Here is a 15,454-nt window from a genome sequence, read left to right on the forward strand (position 1 = left end):
GTGAAGTGTTAAGGTTTTGAGTATTACTTGCCGACAATCGATTTAAAAACGTAAATCTCTTTAAAACTACTTCTCTTTCATTCTTTTGCCTGCTTATACTCGGTTCACTTTTACCCTATCCGACGATCTGAATATGCACGCCAGCTGGACGTATCGCCTGCGCTTTATCAAAAAACATCTGCTGATGTTTTTGCTGGCGTTTGGCTGGCTGTTAATCCAGAGTCAGGTGGCCGTCGCCTCCCATCAATGTTCAATGGATTTGCGCGGTGAGGTGGCCACCATCCAGCATATGGATATGATGGCGGGACCGGGGCTGCATTATGCTGCCGGTGCTTCACCGCTGTGTGAAAAACATTGTGTGCCGGATCAGGTACAAAAAGAACCTGCCCAGCCGCATCTGGTGGCGCTGCCTGCCGCCATGACGCTGACCTTAACGACGCCAGAGTGTTCATCTGCAAGCCATTCTGCGTGGTCTGTTACCCCTCCTGCTGTGGGGCCGCCGGCAACGATCCGCTATTGCCGGTTTCGGGAGTAAAAACCTGTTAATTCGTTGATTTTATTTACTTAACGTTTAACAGGAGTTTTATCATGCGTACCCTATTCCTTTCCGCGCTGGTTGGCGCGTCCATCTCTTTCGTTTCTTATACCGTTCAGGCAAACCAGACCTGGCAGGGCCGCGGCGTGGTTCAGTCGATCTCTGACAATGCCGTCATGCTCCGTCACGAGGCCATACCGGAACTAAAATGGCCAGCGATGACCATGCCGTTTACTTTATCTGCCGGCGCCACGCTGAATGGCACCAAACCGGGGGATGAGGTGACCTTCACGCTTGAGCGTGCGGGTGACGGTTTCCAGATTATCTCGCTGACGCCAGCGCGCTAAGCGAGGTCACCATGAAACAACACACACTGAGTCTGTGGCTCGGTGGGGTGTTGTTCGGCCTGTTAACCTCCGCCGCGCAGGCGGAGCCGTGGACGCTCGAACACACCCTGACCGAAGCCCAGCGCTACTCGGCAGAACTCTCCGCCAGCCGTAACGAAGCGCAGGCGCTGGATGCGATGGCGGATTCCGCCACGCAATTACCTGATCCAAAACTGAAATTCGGTATTGAAAACGTGCCGGTACAGGGCAGCAACGATCGGCGGCTTACGCGCGAAGGGATGACCATGCAGAAGGTTGGCATCATGCAAAGCTACGTCAGCTCGGAGAAGCGGGAACGTAAAGCACAGACTTTTCAGGCGCAGGCGCGAAGCGTGCTGGCAAAATCCGAGGCCGTACGTGCCGCGCTTCAGCGTGATACCGCCCAGGCCTGGCTGGATCTGGCGCTGGCACAGCAGGCGCTGAAAACGGCCAGAACGCTGGTCCGTGAAACGGAACGCCAGCGGGGCGTGCAGAAGGCGAGCGTCGGGGCGGGAGGCGCAACGCCGGACAGCGTACTGGCCCTGCAAATGATCCTCAGCGCCATGCGCGACAAAGAGACGCTGGCGCAGCGGGATGTGCAGCTGGCGCAAAGCCGTCTGCTGGAGCTAACAGGGCACGCTATTACGGCGGTTCGCGGTCCGCTGCCGCGCTATCAGCGCCTTCCTGCCGATGAAAAAACGTTGCAGGAGGGGATTGCCAGACACCCGGAAGTGGAGGCCGCGCGACGTGAAGCAGAGACCGCGAAAGCGCGTTCAGCGCAATCTGCCGTGGCAGCGCTACCCGATGTGGATGTGGAGGTCTATTACGCCCACCGCGCCGAAGGCTATGACGATATGGCTGGCGTGATGTTCAGCGTGGATCTGCCTTTGTTCCAGTCAAAACGTCAGGACAAGGATTACGCCGCCGATGTTTCCCGCTCAATGCAGGCGGTGGATCAACTGACGCTGCTCAAACGCGAACACATTGCCCAGGTGCAAACGCTGGTGGCGCAGTATCAGGCTGCGCAAACGGTGTGGCAGCGTCAGCGGGATGAGGTACTACCGTTGCAGCGACAACGGCTGGCGGTGCTGACGGCGCAATATCGTTCTGGACAGTCGGCGCTTCCGGCCCTGCTGGAGGCGCGTCGTGGCGTACTGGATACGGAACTGGCGGTGAACCAGGCGGAGCGCGAAATGGCGCGAACCTGGGCTGCCGTGAACTGGCTGATCCCGCAGGAGCTGGCGCAATGAAAAAAACAACGTTAATGGCGATTGCCATCACGATAGCTGCCGTTGGCGGCTATTTTGTCGGACAGAAGCAGACGCATCAGCCGGATGCGGCTTCACAACCATCAGAACGCAAGGTGCTTTACTGGTACGACCCCATGGTGCCCGGTCAGCGCTTCGATAAGCCGGGTAAATCCCCTTTTATGGATATGGATCTGGTCCCACGCTACGCCGATGAAGCGCAGGCGGCGTCAGGCGTGGCCATCAGCACTCAACAGCAGCAAAACCTGGGGATGAAAACCGCCAACGTTGAGATGCGCCAGCTGGTTTCGCCGTTCTCGGCCTTTGCCACGGTTGCAACGGATGAACGTAACGTCTCGGTGTTGTCAGCCCCGGCCAATGGCGTGGTGTCAAAATTGTTTGTTAATGCGCCGCAGCAGCAGGTAAAAGCCGGAGAGGCGCTGGCGCAACTGTGGATCCCGCAGTGGACCGCCGCCCAGCAGGAGTATCTCGCGGTTCGTCAGCTTGGCGATGCCGCATTGACCCGCGCCGCTCGCGAGCGGCTGGCGTTGCAGTTTATGCCAGAAGAGGTCATTCGTTTGCTGGAGCGTAGCGGTAAGCCGCAGACCACGCTCATTCTGCGCACCGACCGGGCGGGCTATGTGGTGAAGCTGGACGTGCGGGAAGGGGCGCAAATCACCGCAACGGCGCCGCTGTTTGAGATCGCCAGCCTCGATCCGGTCTGGCTGGTGGTCGACTACCCGCAAACGCAGGCGCAGTCTCTGGCGGTGGGCAGCAAGGTGGTAGCAACCTCAGAAAGCTGGCCGGGGGAGCAGTTCCACGGCACGGTCAGCGAATTGCTGCCGCAGATGGAGGCGGCCACGCGAACCCTGAAAGCCCGTATCGTGCTGGAAAATTCCGCACATAAGCTGAAGCCGGGCATGTACCTCTCCGTCAGGCGTGCGCAAGAGCTGAAAGGCCCGCCGGTGCTGGCGGTGCCGGAAGAAGCGGTGATTAACAGCGGAGAGTCTGCGCGTCTGCTGCTGGCTACCGGGGACGGTTATTTCCAGCCTGTGACGGTGAAAACCGGCCTGACGGCGCAGGGCTGGACGGCGATCCTGTCCGGGGTCAAAGAGGGCGATAAGGTGGTGACGTCCGGGCAATTCCTGATTGATTCCGAAGCCAGCCTGCGTAGCGTGATGCCGGAGGTGACGCCATGATTGCCGCTGTGATTCGCGCCTCGTTGCGTAACCGCCTGCTGGTGATCCTGGCCGCGCTGATGATGGCCAGCTGGGGCTGGTGGGCGGTGCAGCGCGCGCCGCTGGACGCGTTGCCCGATCTGTCTGATGTGCAGGTCATTATCAAAGCGAGTTACCCCGGGAAAGCGCCGCAGGTGATTGAAGATCAGGTGACCTGGCCGCTGACAACCTCCATGTTGTCTGTGCCGGGCGCCAAAACCGTGCGCGGTTTTTCAATGTTTGGTGACGCTTATGTGTATGTGCTGTTTGAGGATGGCACCGATCTCTACTGGGCGCGATCCCGGGTGCTGGAATATTTAAGCCAGGTACAGGCGCAGTTTCCGCCGGGCGTGAAGGTGTCGCTGGGGCCGGATGCGACGGGCGTCGGCTGGATCTACGAATATGCACTGATCGACCGTAGTGGAAAACACAGCCTGGCAGATCTTCGGGCCCTTCAGGACTGGACGCTTAAGTTCGAGCTTAAGACGGTACCGAATGTATCTGAAGTGGCAAGCATTGGCGGAATGGTGCGTCAGTATCAGATCGTGGCGGACCCGGCGAAAATGCGCGCGCTGAATATTACCCACAGCCAGCTATCCGGCGCGGTGCAGGCCGCCAATAAAGAGAGCGGCGGCGCCCTGCTGGAGATGGGCGAAGCGGAGTATATGGTGCGGACAACGGGCTATTTGCGCTCGCTGGAGGATTTTCGCAATGTGGTGATCGCCACCCGCGATGGCGTACCTGTCCTGCTGAAAGATGTCGCCACCATTGGCATTGGCCCGGAGATCCGCCGGGGCGTGGCGGAGCTTAACGGTGAAGGGGAGGTTGCTGGCGGCGTAATCGTGATGCGCTACGGGCAGAACGCGCTGGAAACCCTTCGCGCGGTAAAAGCGAAACTGAGCGAGCTGCAAAAAACGCTGCCGCAGGGCGTCGAGATTGTTCCGGTCTACGATCGCTCCACGCTGATTGAGGAGTCGGTCAAAACGCTGACGCACAAGCTGCTCGAAGAGTTTGCCGTGGTGGTACTGGTGTGCGCGCTGTTCCTGTTCCACCTGCGTTCCGCGCTGGTGGCGATGGTTTCTCTGCCGCTGGGGATCCTCGGGGCTTTTGTGGTGATGCACTATCAGGGCATTAACGCGAATATGATGTCGCTCGGCGGGATCGCCATTGCCATCGGAGCGATGGTGGATGCGGCAATTGTCATGATTGAAAACATGCACAAGGTGCTGGAGCAGTGGCGGCATGATAATCCGGGCAAGGAGCCTGCGTCGGGAGAGTACTGGCGTCTGGCGGAAAAGGCGGCGGTTGAAGTGGGACCGGCGCTGTTTTGCAGCCTGTTAATCATCACGCTGTCATTTATACCGGTATTTTCGCTGGAAGCGCAGGAGGGGCGAATGTTCTCGCCGCTGGCGTTCACCAAAACCTGGTCGATGGCCGTGGCCGCCGGGCTTGGGATCACTCTGGTGCCGGTGCTAATGGGCTTCTTTATTCGCGGGAAAATCCCGGATGAGAAGGCAAACCCGATAAACCGCCTCCTGATCCGCCTGTATGAGCCGCTGCTTGATAAGGTACTGACCTTCCCGAAAACGACGCTGGCACTGGCATGTCTGCTGCTGATCGCCACGCTCTGGCCGCTGAGCCGCCTGGGCAGTGAGTTTATGCCGCCGCTGGATGAAGGGGATTTACTCTATATGCCCTCCACGCTGCCGGGGATCTCTGCTCGCGAGGCATCGCGGCTGCTTCAGCAGACGGACCGCTTGATCAAAAGCGTACCGGAGGTGGCGAGCGTGTTTGGCAAAGCTGGTCGGGCGGAGTCGGCAACCGATCCCGCGCCATTAACCATGCTGGAAACAACTATCCACTTTAAGCCCCGCGAGCAGTGGCGGCCTGGAATGACGCCGCAAAAGCTGGTGGAGGAGCTCGATAAAACCGTGTCGCTGCCGGGCATTGCCAATGTGTGGGTGCCCCCTGTCCGTAACCGTCTGGACATGCTGGCAACCGGGATCAAAAGCCCGGTCGGCATTAAGGTGAACGGCAATAATATTGCCGACATTGAGCGCGTGGCCCGGCAGATTGAGCAGGTGGTGAAGGACGTTCCTGGCGTCTCCTCGGCGCTGGCGGAGCGACTGGAAGGCGGGCGCTACGTGGATATTCGTATCGACCGGCAAAAAGCCGCGCGCTACGGCGTTTCCGTCGATGAACTGCAAAGCCTGGTCTCCACGCTGGTCGGGGGCGATAACATTGGTGAGGTGATCCAGGGACGCGAGCGGTACCCCATCAACCTGCGTTATCCCCGCGATTTGCGTGATAACGTCGACACGTTGCGGGTGTTGCCGGTAGTAACCGCCAGCGGTAGCCAGGTGGCGCTGGGGGAACTGGCCGATATCGTCGTGACGGAAGGCCCACCGATGCTAAAAAGTGAAAACGCGCGCCTTTCCAGCTGGATCTACGTGGACTTACGCGGGCGCGATCTGAAGTCCGCCGTAGATGAAATGCAAAAACGGGTGGAGGAGAAGGTGGTATTGCCGCAGGGCGTATCTCTCTCCTGGTCCGGGCAGTTTGAATATCTGGAACGGGCGACCGCGACGCTTAAAATAGTCTTACCTGTCACGCTGATGATTATATTCATCCTTTTATGGTTAACCTTCAGGCGGATATCAAATGTCCTGATAATAATGGGGGCATTGCCTTTCGCGCTTATTGGTGGGGTGTGGTTATTATGGCTGCTTGAATATAATTTGTCTGTGGCGGGGGCCGTTGGCTTTATCGCCCTTTCCGGGGTGGCAGCAGAATTCGGCGTAATTATGGTTCTATATTTGAATCATGCGCTTGATAAATATCACAGGCTTGAGCCAGAAGGGGGAAATACGGTGCTATTGCGGGCGATCCACGAAGGTGCCGTGCTGCGCGTGCGTCCGAAGGTGATGACGGTCGCCACGATTATGGCGGGACTGCTGCCAATCATGTGGGGCAATGGGAGTGGCTCGGAGGTGATGCAACGTATTGCTGCACCGATGATTGGTGGCATGGTTACTGCACCGTTATTGTCGATGTTAGTTATTCCCGCACTCTACAAATTGTTACATCAACGTTAAAAATGTCAACTGCATGTGCTTATTCAGGCATGCAGTTTATGTATCGTCAGACTATTCTCAGGAACGGGATGGTAATTAGGAATAACACCCATGCTGTTAAGCGTTCATTCAAGTAATCTGTGCTAAGGTCTGCACCGAATACTAAATATGGTAATGGCATTGTGATTGTACGAATTAAATTCCCCCTGATTTTATTGTTTATTATTGCGCAGTTATCATTTGCGTCTGCTGTTAATGCACAGAGCAATACAGCGGATAAAAGCTGGTTCACCACCTTCACGGATAACGTCGCGCAAACATGGAACGAACCTGAACATTACGATCTCTATATTCCGGCCATTACGTGGCATGCACGTTTTGCCTACGATAAAGAAAAAACAGACCGTTATAACGAGCGTCCGTGGGGGGCTGGTTTCGGTCAGTCTCGCTGGGATGAAAAAGGTAACTGGCATGGCCTGTACCTGATGGCGTTTAAGGACTCCTACAATAAATGGGAGCCTATTGGTGGCTACGGCTGGGAAAAAACCTGGCGTCCGTTATCAGACGACAAATTCCGTCTGGGACTGGGCTATACGGCAGGGCTTACGGCGCGTGATAACTGGAAGTACATTCCTGTTCCGGTACTTTTGCCGCTTGCCTCCATCGGCTATGGTCCGGCAACGTTTCAGATGACCTACATACCGGGTACATATAACAACGGTAACGTTTACTTTGCCTGGATGCGGTTTCAGTTTTAACTGAATTTGTCTGGTAAATCGGCCAAAAACGCACAGACATTGAAATGTAAAGGATAAAAATCGGACAGCGAAAATTAACGCGACTTTTGTCACTTTTTATCAAAGAACCGCTGGACAAAACGCCTCACAATTGTTGTACTGATACCCGACACAGCATTTGTGTCGTTTTTTAATGTAAAGGTAATTTTGATGTCTAAGATTAAAGGTAACGTTAAGTGGTTTAATGAGTCCAAAGGATTCGGTTTCATTACTCCTGAAGATGGCAGCAAAGACGTGTTCGTACACTTCTCTGCAATCCAGTCTAATGGTTTCAAAACTCTGGCTGAAGGTCAGCGCGTAGAGTTCGAAATCACTAACGGTGCCAAAGGCCCTTCTGCTGCTAACGTAATCGCTCTGTAATTCAGACGCGTCAGCAAGAATTTCAAAACCCGCTCAATGAGCGGGTTTTTTTCGTTATGAATCAACCAAAAAGATAGATCTTCAGAAAGCTGGCGACGATCGCGACGCTTAGCAATACCATACCCACGCCTGACAGATTCTCTCTCATGCTATCACCCTCGTTCAATATTGAGCCAAGAATGACAGAGAAAAATTAAGCCAACATTAAGGTTGTCGCGCTTAATGTCCGCTGGCGGAGGAAAATAACCAGAATGCGATCGCAGTCATCGCAAACGAGCCAAGCATGTTAACGGCAATGTTCGTCAGCGCCCAGCCCATCCGGCCTTCCTGAAACAGAAACACCACCTCCGCAGAGAAGGTAGAAAACGTCGTTAAACCGCCGCAGAAACCGGTTGTAATCAGTACCTTCCACATAGGGTCGATGTTGGTCATGCGATTAAACCACGCCAGCCCCATCCCGATGATAAATGCCCCGATCAGGTTTGCCGCCAGTGTCCCCATCGGAATGGCCTGATGCAGCGGGTTAAACCGCATGCTTAAGAGCCAGCGCGCAACGCTACCCGTGCCCCCACCAATAAAAACGGCTATAAGTAGTTGTAACACTGTCAATACCTGCTATTTGCTGTGTAAGTGCGTCGAGTGTAACGCTGTTTTTAACCGGGAGACAATTATGTATGTTGCAGTAGGGCAGTTTGCGGTGACGCCGGACTGGAATGAAAACGCGGACAAGTGCATCTCCCTGATGAACCAGGCGAAGCAAAAAGGGGCGGCGCTGCTGGTGCTTCCTGAAGCGTTACTGGCGCGCGATGATGGCGATCCGGACCTGTCGGTAAAGTCTGCGCAAATGCTGGAAGGGGCGTTTCTGAAACGACTGCTGGCCGAAAGCGTCGGTAACGCGCTCACCACCATTTTGACTATCCATGTTCCCTCCACGCCGGGGCGGGCGGTGAACACGCTGGTGGCGATACGTGAAGGCACAATTGTCGCAAGCTACGCCAAACTTCATCTGTATGATGCGTTCAGCGTCCAGGAGTCGCGACTGGTCGATCCGGGGAGTGTAATTCCGCCGCTGATTGAGGTGGAGGGTTTTAAGGTTGGCCTGATGACCTGCTACGATATCCGTTTTCCGGAGCTGGCGCTGAACCTGGCACTACAGGGGGCCGAGGTGCTGGTTCTGCCCGCCGCGTGGGTCAGAGGACCGCTTAAGGAGCATCACTGGGTAACGCTACTGGCCGCACGCGCGCTGGACACCACCTGCTATGTAGTGGCTGCGGGTGAATGTGGCAATAAAAATATCGGGCAGAGCAGGGTTGTCGATCCGCTGGGAGTGACCGTAGCCGCGGCGGCGGAAGCGCCTGCTTTACTGCTGACAGAGATAACGTCAGCACGAATAACGCTTGCGCGTCAGCAATTACCTGTTCTGCGCAACCGCAGGTTTGCGCCACCGCAATTAATATGATGTTTTTTTCAACAATGCTTGATTCACCTTGTTACAGATTGCTATTGTGTGCGCGCGCCTGATGACCGTTAATACGTTCAGGTTTCTTTGGCGCTGAATGCAGCCTGTTTCATGTAAAGAAGGTATTTATGGGTGAGATTAGTATTACCAAACTGCTGGTGGTTGCCGCACTGGTCGTCCTGCTGTTCGGTACCAAGAAGTTACGCACGCTGGGTGGAGACCTGGGTGCTGCCATCAAGGGCTTTAAGAAAGCAATGAACGATGACGACGCGGCAGCGAAGAAAAGTGCCGAAGATGACATCGCAGCACAGAAGCTTTCACACAAAGAGTAATGGCAATGCTGCAAGGCTTGCATAAAAAAACCGGCTCACGAGGCCGGTTTTTTGTTTTACTGTAAATAAGTTTTACAGCTTTATTTCACTTCTTCGCCCTTCGCCTGCATATCGGCGTGATAAGAGGAGCGAACAAACGGACCGCACGCAGCGTGGGTAAAGCCCATCGCCATCGCTTCGGCTTTCATTTCATCGAACTCATCCGGACTCACGTAACGCTGTACAGGCAGGTGGTGACGGCTTGGCTGTAGATACTGCCCCAGCGTCAGCATGGTGACGCCGTGGCGACGTAGATCGCGCATCACTTCAATGATCTCAGCGTTGGTTTCACCCAGTCCCACCATCAGGCCAGACTTGGTAGGAATATGCGGATGGGCTTCTTTAAAGCGCTCCAGCAGCTTCAGCGACCAGTTGTAATCTGCACCTGGACGCACCTGACGGTAGATACGCGGTACGTTCTCCAGGTTGTGGTTGAACACGTCTGGTGGCGTCGCGGTCAGGATATCGAGCGCGCGGTCCATACGGCCACGGAAGTCCGGCACCAGCGTCTCAATCTTAATGTTCGGGCTTTTTTCGCGGATGGCGGTAATGCAGTCAGCGAAATGCTGAGCACCGCCATCGCGCAGATCGTCACGGTCAACGGAGGTGATAACAACATAACGCAGCGCCATATCGGCAATGGTCTGCGCCAGTTTATGCGGTTCGTTAGCGTCAGGCGCAACAGGACGGCCATGGGCAACGTCACAGAACGGACAGCGGCGGGTGCAGATGGCACCCAGAATCATAAACGTCGCGGTACCGTGATTGAAACATTCAGCAAGGTTAGGGCAGGAGGCCTCTTCACAGACAGAGTGGAGGCCATTTTTGCGCATCGCCGCTTTGATCCCCTGAATACGCGAAGAGTCAGCCGGAAGTTTAATTTTCATCCATTCCGGTTTTCTTAACAGCGCCTCGCGCTCTGTAGCCACGTTTTTAACCGGGATAAGGGCCATTTTATCGGCATCGCGGTATTTAACACCGCGTTCCATCACAATGGGTTTACTCATAGCGTGCGTGTTCCAGTTGCGAATATCGAAGGAAAGCGTTTCAATTCAAGGGAATGTTGTAATTATCAACTATTTTTGAACGAACGACAGGCAGTATAACATTTAAAGGGGCGGTAAAGCAGCCTGCCAGGTCGCCAATTTGTAAAATAGTTGTTGTTTTGTGCCTTTTGCCCCGCATGCGGCAGGGCCTTACGCTGAAAGGCGGATCAAAAAGTCTGGCGGATCACATTGATGACGTTTTCCAGCACCGGATCGCGCAGGCTTAGCTTGTTGTAATGCAGTGAGATTTCAATAGATTCCGTCGTAAGTTGACTTAATGGAATGCTCTCCAGTGGCCAGCACTTTTGAAGCAAAGTGAAGAGACGCACAGGCATGATACAAAGCAAGTCGCTGCTGCCAATCAGGGCCGCGAGGGTAAACATATTGTAACTGCTAAAGCTGATCGGACGGTCCGGGAAGAGTTCGTCAATACGTTGTCGCAGCGGATCCTGACCCTGTCCTTCGGACATAAATGTCGCATGTTCGTAATGGCGCAAATTTTCTGGCGTCAAAGGTGCGCTCAACGCAGGGTGAGCCTGACGACAAACGAGCGCCAGAGTGTCGGTATAAAGTACGTTATGCCCTAACGCTCTGGCCGTAAAGCTATTGCCGTCGATGATCAGGTCCGTCTGGAATTGCGCCAGCTGTGTTTCCGGATCGGTGACGGGCACGTTGCGGATAAGCAACTGTGGCGCATGCTGTTTCACCGCCTGATAGATGGCCGGCATTACCAGAACGCCCACTGAGGGAGAGGTGCCTATGGTGATAGTTCGTTGCTTATCGTAACTGCCGGTGAGATCCAGCGCGCCCAGTATTGATTCCAGACCCTGGCTGATGTACTCGTGCAGATGGGTGGCGTACGCGGTTGGGGTTACGCCCTGGCCTTTACGAATAAATAACGGATCGGGAAATATCGCGCGCAATTTTTGAATTGACTGGCTAATAGCAGAGGGCGTGAGATTAAGAATTTTCGCAGCATTAACGATACCTTTATGGACATATACCGCCTCAAAAATAGTCAATAAATTGAGATCAATATTACGTAAAGTCCGAAAAATTTGCGGCTTATCTTCGCCGCTGGTTTCATTCAGGCGTTTGGCTGGTAAATTAGTAGGCTCCACGCTCTTACTCCGTATCCATTCACAATATGAATGATAGTTGAATTTATTTATTATGCTTGCAGAGATTCGTAAAGTGTTTAGTAAGTTTCCATTATTTATCGAAAACAAGCAGTTGGGTGATTGTCACGCACGTTACACGAAACCCGGCGATGGTTCTATTAAGGTTCTAATTAATATGTGACGCTAATATATGGGCGACTCGAAAATATAGAATATGCGGTTTATTGTAAAGCGTAAATGCGGTAATTAAGCAGTGGCTGGTCAAATAATTGAGCCACTGCCCGAGGTAAGTTAAGCAGCAATATATTCGTAGGTGGGATTGTTAAGCAGTGCTAAAAAGTTCTTCAGAAGCACGGGCCGGATATTGTCAGGCGTGGCGGTATCGACCCACTGGCGCATTTGCGTCATTTCCATACCGGCATACCCACATGGGTTGATGCGCTGGAAGGGGGCCAAATCCATATTGATATTCAGCGCCAGCCCGTGGAACGAGCAGCCTTTTCGGATACGCAGCCCCAGCGAACAGATCTTCATCTCTCCCACATAAACGCCCGGGGCATCGGCGCGAGGGTGAGCGTCAATATCGTACTCAGCCAGCGTATTCACCACGGTTTGCTCCAGTAAGGTCACGAGCTCACGCACGCCCAGCTTTCTGCGTTTCAGGTTAAGCAGAACATACATCACCTGCTGGCCCGGGCCGTGGTAGGTCACCTGTCCACCGCGATCGCTCTGGATCACTGGGATATCGCCCGTCATCAATAAATGTTCGGCTTTTCCTGCCTGGCCTTGAGTGAACACCGGCAGGTGTTCAACCAGCCAGATTTCATCAGGCGTGGTGTCATCGCGCCTGTCGGTAAAGTCATGCATAGCCTGAGAGACAGGCTCGTAAGGCTGTAGCCCAAGATGGCGGACAAGAATTTTATCCTGGTACAAAAGGATGTCTCCGAAGACAAGGGAGAATAGGTACGGGGAGTATATCACAGCGGGGAAGTGGGTTACCCGGCAAACCGGGTAACCGCAGAAGGACTACAGCACCATACGAACAATTTCAATATTGCCGAGCTCTTCGTACAGCGTCTCAACCTGCTCAATGTGTGTCGCAGTGATGGTGATTGAGACCGAGTGGTAGTTACCTTTGCTGCTCGGTTTGACTGATGGAGAGTAGTCGCCCGGCGCATGGCGCTGTACCACTTCAACCACCTGATCAACCAGCTCAGGTTTCGCCAGACCCATTACTTTGTAAGTAAAAGGGGTAGGGAATTCAAGCAGTTCGTTAAGTTTGGTTTTCATGTCAGCTCCGGCGTGTGTATAAAAAATAATAACTCCCGCCACGGGGCGGGAGTTTTACTGATACGTAGTATATGGGGATCAAAATCACACTTTCAAGTGTTCAATTTTTAACCAAACCAGTGATGGAACATCAGCTTAATGTAATCAATGATTTTGCCGAAGAAATTGCCTTCAGGAATTTCCTCCAGCACCACCAGCGGGCGCTGATCGATGGTTTTGCCATCCAGCTGGAAGTTGATGGTACCCACGACCTGATTCTTTTGCAGCGGGGCGTGCAGCTCGGTGGTATTCAGCACGTAGCTGGCTTTCAGATCTTTCATACGACCGCGTGGGATCGTCAGATAGAGATCTTTGTCCACACCCAGGGAAGCACGGTCGTTATCGCCAAACCAGACAGGTTCAGAGGCAAATTCTTTACCGGCTTTCAGCGGATTCACGGTTTCGAAGAAGCGGAAGCCCCAGGTCAGCAGTTTTTTACTTTCCGTTTCGCGTCCTTTAAACGTGCGGCCTCCCATCACGGCAGAGATCAGACGCATCTGGCCTTCAGTGGCAGAAGCCACCAGGTTATAGCCGGCTTTGTCGGTGTGACCAGTTTTGATGCCGTCGACGTTCAGGCTATTGTCCCACAGCAGGCCGTTACGGTTGGTCTGACGAATGCCGTTGAAGGTGAACTCTTTCTCTTTGTAGATAGAGTACTCGTTTGGCACATCGCGGATCAGCGCCTGACCGATCAGCGCCATGTCACGCGCGGAGCTGTACTGACCTTCGGCGTCCAGGCCGTGAACGGTCTGGAAGTGGCTGTTTTTCAGGCCCAGCGCAGAGACGTAGCTGTTCATCAGGCCCACAAACGCGTCCTGGCTGCCCGCTGCAAAATCGGCCATTGCCACGCAGGCGTCGTTACCGGACTGCAAGTTGATGCCACGGATAAGCTGAGAGACCGGAACCTGCATGCCTGGCTTCAGGAACATCAGCGATGAACCTTTGAACACCGGGTTGCCGGTTGCCCACGCATCGTTACCGATAGTCACCAGATCGGTTTCTTTAAATTTACCCGCTTTCATGGCCTGGCCGATAACATAGCTGGTCATCATTTTGGTCAGGCTGGCCGGGTCGCGGCGGGCATCGGCGTTCTGTTCTGCCAGAACTTTGCCGGAGTTGTAATCAATCAGGATGTAGGATTCCGCGTCGATCTGCGGAACGCCAGGGATCATGGTCTTGATGTTCAGGTCATCCGCGTGAGCTGCGGAGAACGCAGCAGCGCAAAGGGCCGTGGTCAGCGCCATGCGCTGCACAAAACGAGCAGAAAAAGTGGTCTTCATGGTCAGAACTACGACATCCGTGATGGAATTAAAAAAAGTGCCTTACTATAGCAAATGCTATACGGGCAGGCATCCGACTTTCATCATGAGAGTGTTAACGTGGTTTACACAAACTGACATTTCGGATACCACCGATTAATTACTTCGCAACAGCGATAAACGACTGGAGCTGCGCCTCGCTCTGCAAACGCTGTTGCAGGGACGCTGCCTGCGATTTGCTGGCAAACGGACCCATCTGGATCCGCCATACCGCACCGTTTTGCTCAACGCGGCCTGGCACGCCAAACTGCTGGCTTAAACGCTGCTGATACTGCTCTGCACGGGCCCGATCGCTGACGGCGCCAACCTGAACCACGTAGCTGCCGCTCGCCGTCGCAGGCGCCGCAGTCTGCGTAGCAGCCGGTGCGGTCGCCGGGGCGGGTTGTGTAGCGGGTGCAGCAACAACGGGCGCAGGCGCTGGGGCAGGTTCATTTGATTCAATCACGCCCGGCGCTAACGTGGTGGGTGCACCAAGGAAACCACTGCTTTTCACCGGGGCGCCTGTCGCATCTTCACTTTGTAGCGTATCGTTGCTGATGGCGTGCACTTCACCCTGCGGCTGCGCGGGCTCTGCTGGCATTGAAGCGCCCCCCATACCACCGCTTAGATCCGGGCGTGCGGGCAGGGCGTAGGTCTGTTTCGCGACCGTGGTACAGGCCGTGCCCGGGCCAGACAGCGAACCATCCTGCGCCACGATAATCGGGTCGATACGCACTTTTGTATTATTTGAGGTATTCAGACGGTCGGCTGCCGCGCGTGACAGGGAGATCACGCGATCGTTGCCGTAAGGGCCACGATCGTTGATACGTACCACGATCATCCGGCCATTCGCCAGGTTAGTGATGCGCGCATAGCTTGGAATAGGCAGTGTCGGGTGTGCCGCCGTGATCTGCATCGGATCGAAGGTTTCACCTGACGCGGTCAGATTGCTGCCTGGCTCAGCGTCATAGATGGCAGCAAAGCCGGCCTGGCTGAAACGGGAAGGATCCTGAACGATTTTATAGCTTTTACCGTCGCGCTGATAATCCTGATTCACGCTGGCGTTCAGCGGTTCATAAACGGGATCGGCACCGCTAATTTCAACAATCGGGCCATTACAGACCGCAGGCTGCGGCGGCGCGACGGTTGCCTGTTGCTGACCATCATCACTTGTACAGGCGGCAAGTAAACTTGCTGCGATGCAGATCCCCAGCCACTGCTTACGCATTGCGATC

Annotated in this window: 16 protein-coding genes; 9 read left to right on the forward strand and 7 right to left on the reverse strand. The window is 54.5% G+C overall.

Going from position 1 to position 15,454, the window contains the following annotated elements; genetic code table 11:
* The first annotated feature begins 133 nt into the window (after positions 1–133).
* From L3069_RS05940 to cspE, 7 genes are all read left to right on the forward strand, one after another.
* The gene (locus L3069_RS05940) at positions 134–535 is read left to right on the forward strand and encodes a hypothetical protein (protein WP_038415669.1); all 402 of its coding nucleotides are present in this window, start codon (positions 134–136) and stop codon (positions 533–535) included.
* 53 nt (positions 536–588) lie between these two features.
* Positions 589–882 carry a copper-binding protein gene (locus L3069_RS05945; RefSeq protein WP_038415671.1) on the forward strand — a complete coding sequence of 98 codons (294 nt, stop codon included), beginning with the start codon at positions 589–591 and terminating at the stop codon, positions 880–882.
* An 11-nt stretch (positions 883–893) separates the two neighbouring features.
* Complete coding sequence (locus L3069_RS05950) at positions 894–2,150, forward strand: TolC family protein (protein WP_032624672.1); 1,257 nt, start codon at positions 894–896, stop codon at positions 2,148–2,150.
* Positions 2,147–3,346 carry an efflux RND transporter periplasmic adaptor subunit gene (locus L3069_RS05955; protein ID WP_038415673.1) on the forward strand — a complete coding sequence of 400 codons (1,200 nt, stop codon included), beginning with the start codon at positions 2,147–2,149 and terminating at the stop codon, positions 3,344–3,346. The genes L3069_RS05950 and L3069_RS05955 overlap by 4 nt, the downstream gene beginning before the upstream one ends.
* Positions 3,343–6,459: an efflux RND transporter permease subunit gene (locus tag L3069_RS05960; RefSeq protein WP_038415675.1), complete on the forward strand. Its 3,117-nt coding sequence runs from the start codon at positions 3,343–3,345 to the stop codon at positions 6,457–6,459. Before L3069_RS05955 ends, L3069_RS05960 begins: the two co-directional genes overlap by 4 nt.
* A gap of 161 nt (positions 6,460–6,620) precedes the next feature.
* Positions 6,621–7,196, forward strand: coding sequence for a lipid IV(A) palmitoyltransferase PagP (pagP, locus tag L3069_RS05965; protein WP_038415677.1), 576 nt, complete (start codon positions 6,621–6,623; stop codon positions 7,194–7,196).
* 189 nt (positions 7,197–7,385) lie between these two features.
* Positions 7,386–7,595, forward strand: coding sequence for a transcription antiterminator/RNA stability regulator CspE (cspE, locus tag L3069_RS05970; RefSeq protein ID WP_002439184.1), 210 nt, complete (start codon positions 7,386–7,388; stop codon positions 7,593–7,595).
* Positions 7,596–7,814: 219 nt separating this feature from the next.
* Here cspE and crcB read toward each other — a convergent pair whose 3' ends face one another.
* Positions 7,815–8,198 carry a fluoride efflux transporter CrcB gene (gene crcB, locus L3069_RS05975; RefSeq protein WP_017382474.1) on the reverse strand — a complete coding sequence of 128 codons (384 nt, stop codon included), beginning with the start codon at positions 8,196–8,198 and terminating at the stop codon, positions 7,815–7,817.
* 67 nt (positions 8,199–8,265) lie between these two features.
* Here crcB and L3069_RS05980 point away from each other — a divergent pair, with 67 nt between their 5' ends.
* A complete protein-coding gene (locus L3069_RS05980; protein ID WP_023299586.1) occupies positions 8,266–9,054 on the forward strand; it encodes a deaminated glutathione amidase in 789 nt (262 codons plus the stop codon).
* Positions 9,055–9,182: 128 nt separating this feature from the next.
* Entirely contained in the window at positions 9,183–9,386 is a 204-nt protein-coding gene (gene tatE, locus L3069_RS05985) for a twin-arginine translocase subunit TatE (protein ID WP_022647424.1), read from the forward strand.
* Between the two features lie 80 nt (positions 9,387–9,466).
* On the opposite strand, the gene lipA is transcribed toward tatE, so the two are convergent.
* The 6 genes from lipA to rlpA all read right to left on the reverse strand — a co-directional run bounded on the left by lipA (position 9,467) and on the right by rlpA (position 15,447).
* Positions 9,467–10,432 carry a lipoyl synthase gene (lipA, locus tag L3069_RS05990; RefSeq protein WP_038415681.1) on the reverse strand — a complete coding sequence of 322 codons (966 nt, stop codon included), beginning with the start codon at positions 10,430–10,432 and terminating at the stop codon, positions 9,467–9,469.
* Between the two features lie 206 nt (positions 10,433–10,638).
* Complete coding sequence (locus tag L3069_RS05995) at positions 10,639–11,592, reverse strand: YbeF family transcriptional regulator (protein WP_022647425.1); 954 nt, start codon at positions 11,590–11,592, stop codon at positions 10,639–10,641.
* 291 nt (positions 11,593–11,883) lie between these two features.
* Positions 11,884–12,525 (reverse strand): lipoyl(octanoyl) transferase LipB, encoded by a 642-nt coding sequence (gene lipB / locus L3069_RS06000; RefSeq protein ID WP_023299587.1) that lies wholly within the window; start codon positions 12,523–12,525, stop codon positions 11,884–11,886.
* Between the two features lie 93 nt (positions 12,526–12,618).
* A complete protein-coding gene (gene ybeD, locus L3069_RS06005) occupies positions 12,619–12,882 on the reverse strand; it encodes a DUF493 family protein YbeD (protein ID WP_003858718.1) in 264 nt (87 codons plus the stop codon).
* Between the two features lie 107 nt (positions 12,883–12,989).
* Positions 12,990–14,201, reverse strand: a complete 1,212-nt coding sequence (dacA, locus tag L3069_RS06010; protein WP_003858714.1) for a D-alanyl-D-alanine carboxypeptidase DacA — start codon at positions 14,199–14,201, stop codon at positions 12,990–12,992.
* A gap of 139 nt (positions 14,202–14,340) precedes the next feature.
* Positions 14,341–15,447 carry an endolytic peptidoglycan transglycosylase RlpA gene (rlpA, locus tag L3069_RS06015; RefSeq protein ID WP_038415682.1) on the reverse strand — a complete coding sequence of 369 codons (1,107 nt, stop codon included), beginning with the start codon at positions 15,445–15,447 and terminating at the stop codon, positions 14,341–14,343.
* Between the last annotated feature and the right edge of the window lie 7 nt (positions 15,448–15,454).

The organism is Enterobacter cloacae complex sp. ECL411 (assembly GCF_021869665.1).
In the GTDB taxonomy this organism is placed as follows: Bacteria; Pseudomonadota; Gammaproteobacteria; order Enterobacterales; family Enterobacteriaceae; genus Enterobacter; species Enterobacter intestinihominis.